Annotated in this window: 1 protein-coding gene and 1 pseudogene; both read right to left on the reverse strand. The window is 53.9% G+C overall.

Going from position 1 to position 2791, the window contains the following annotated elements; translation table 11 throughout:
• Positions 1-203: pseudogene (locus Q0F21_RS06945) on the reverse strand (L-threonine 3-dehydrogenase); the annotation flags it as partial.
• A gap of 349 nt (positions 204-552) precedes the next feature.
• On the reverse strand, positions 553-2538 hold the full coding sequence (locus tag Q0F21_RS06950; RefSeq protein WP_297238590.1) for a 6-phosphogluconolactonase: 1986 nt from the start codon (positions 2536-2538) through the stop codon (positions 553-555).
• Positions 2539-2791: the final 253 nt, after the last annotated feature.

Raw genomic sequence — 2791 nt, forward strand, 5'->3', positions numbered from 1 at the left:
TACTTCTCCACCACATCAGCGATCTGCTGTGCGTTGGTGATGTCTACGATCTCTGAGGGACCACTCTCCTTGAGCTCACCCTTGACAGGTGCTGCGGGGATATACCCGGCGATGATTTGACCATTGGGGATGATGCTCCTCAGCTTCATCGTAAACTCTGACCCGATCTGTCCGGTCGAGCCAATGATAAGGACATTCTTCATAAGACAAATACTTGTCAGACGTTGCCGTCTTGCTCAGTTGTTGTATAAAGGTTGGTGTATTAAGTTCGTCTATACTGTTGCGGAGTGGGATCTGCCGGCTCTGCCTTACAAAGATGAGTAAATTACTTGACACTACCCACGTTTTGATCCACATTGTGTCCGACCCCGTCATCTGGCATGATCCAGTTCGCCCCGATCTATTACCGGTATTAGATTTCCCCCTCTCAAGGTGGGTGCTTTTACCCCCTCCATTGACCAAAGCAAGTCGCAGGTTCATGGTCTCGTGAGACCATGAACCTGCGAGATACCGGAGGGCGTCCTACTTAGGGGAACCCTTTATATAGGGATGTTAGTCTACCGGATGATACTGCACGAAGGCCTCAATAGCCTCATATCGGGCAAATCCGAGATCATGATAGATCTTCGCCGTGCCTCTATTGCGATCCTCTGATCTCTGCCAGAAGAGTCGCTCATCGTCACCCAGGAAGGGAGCTGCGTCCATCTGTGTCTGATGCTTTAGGATAGAGTCTCTCTTGAATCGGAGCTCCTCCGGACTCATCGGTACAGCCATCTCGATGTCATCGATATTCCACTCTGCCCAGGCACCTCGGTACATCCAGATGCGGCAGTCCTTAAGCCATGCTTCACCCTTCAGCTCATCGAGAGCCGCGAGTACGGCATTGGTAGCTACGCGGTGTGTGCCATGTGGGTCGCGGAGGTCTCCGGCCACGAAGATCATATGTGGCTTGATCCCCTGGATGAAGTCCTTGACGATCAGCACATCCTCCTCAGAGAGCGGCTTCTTCTTGATGGCACCGGTCTCGTAGAAGGGAAGATCCAGGAAGTGGACGTGGTCATCTTTTAGCCCCACGTGGCGATCCGCGGTGCGGGCCTCCTGTCGACGGATAGTCCCCTTGAGGTAGCGGGTCTCGTCCGTCTCATTGTCCCCCTCTCTCTTAATCTCAGTAAGGTAACGCCGTGTCCCAAGGAGCTTCTTGCAGAGCTCGTCGTCCTCGCGACCTTCGTTCTGATAGAGGGCATGGACAAAGTCGATGTAGCGGATTACCTCCTCGTCATTGACGGCAATGTTTCCCGAGGTCTCGTAAGCGACATGCACGTCATGTCCGTGCTTGACAAGTCGGTGAAAAGTCCCACCCATGGATATGACGTCGTCATCGGGGTGGGGCGAGAAAACGATCACTCGCTTGGGAAATGGGAGAGCTCGCTCCGGACGATTGCTGTCGTCAGCATTGGGCTTGCCACCCGGCCAGCCGGTGATGGTATTCTGGATGTCATTGAAGACCTTAATATTGCAGTCGTAGGCAGAGCCGTACTGACGCAGAAGGTCGCTCAGCTGGTGGCTGATGTAGTCCTGGTTGGTAAGGTTGAGAAGCGTCTTGCCGGTCTGATCGCAGAGCCAGACGAGAGCCCGGCGAACCAGCTTGTCCGTCCAGCGAGGATCGGTCACTCTCCACGGGGTATGGATCCGAGTCAGCTCGTCAGCTGCTTCCAGGTCGGTGTAGACGCATGACTTAGTGTGAGTCTGAAAGATAGATGCTGGGATGTCATCGTCCTGGGGTTCCTCGACCACCCTGCGGAGGATCTCCTTCTTGGACTCGCCCCATGCAAGCAGTACTACACGCTTGGCTGCTTTGATCTCATTCATCCCTACAGAGACCGCAGTCTCGGGGACGTTGTCGGACAGGTTGAAGGAGCTGATTGCCTCGTTGCGCGAGGTATCGTCCAGCACCACGAGGTGGAAGGAAGAGCTCAGTACGTCTCCAGGGGCATTTGTCGCCACGGTGCCGCGCTGCCCGATCCCCATGAGGCAGAGATCGAAGCCGCCCAGCTCGCTGAGCTTCTGCTCATACTTAGCCCAGGATGAGGGGATGTCGTCCTTGTCGGTGCCTATCTCAAAGTGGTGTACGTTGGCTCCGGGGATGGAGATTTTGTCGATAAACTCCTCCTTGAGATGAGCTAAAACCCCCTCGTTGTCATTAAGTAGGGGGTAAAACTCATAGAGCGGGAAGATGTGGACGCCTTCGAAGGAGAGCTCCCCCTTCTTATGAAGCTTGATCAGCTCACGAAGGACGGGTAGGGGGCTTGTCCCGCCGGAGATACCCAGCGCGAAAGTCTGCTGCTTGTCCTGATGAGACGTGATGTCTTGGGCGATGCGAAGTGCCAGCTCGACACTTGCCTGCTCATCAGAGGGGTAGATGCGGGTGGGGATCCGCTCGTAGCTGGTCAGCATGGTCTCCTCGTACTTGTTGCGAGGCTTGTAGAGCCTCTCCTCTACTTGCTCGAGGGAGATTTGTGATGTGAGATTAAGTCGCATAGTGATGTATGTGTGATGAGTATTGAAAACCTAAGATAGAGAGAGCGCTACGGCTTGCTCTCCTTTCGACGATAAAGATAAGAAAAATTTTAATCATTTGTTTCCGCATCCCTTAACCCTCGATGCCGCAGTCTGGCCTTAATTCCGCAAGCTGAGTTAGGAGCAAAAAATGAAAACCTAGGTTCAACTTCGAAGTGCAACACTAGAGGAAAAAGTTTGGCGAGAGTCCCCCGCCCCCATCCCCCCTTTGGGG

This window comes from uncultured Porphyromonas sp., assembly GCF_934359325.1.
In the GTDB taxonomy this organism is placed as follows: domain Bacteria; phylum Bacteroidota; class Bacteroidia; order Bacteroidales; family Porphyromonadaceae; genus Porphyromonas_A.

What these genes read in the sequence shown, in the direction of transcription:
- Q0F21_RS06950 (WP_297238590.1), bottom strand. Translation starts at nt 2,538, where the DNA reads ATGCGACTTAATCTCACATCACAAATCTCCCTCGAGCAAGTAGAGGAG.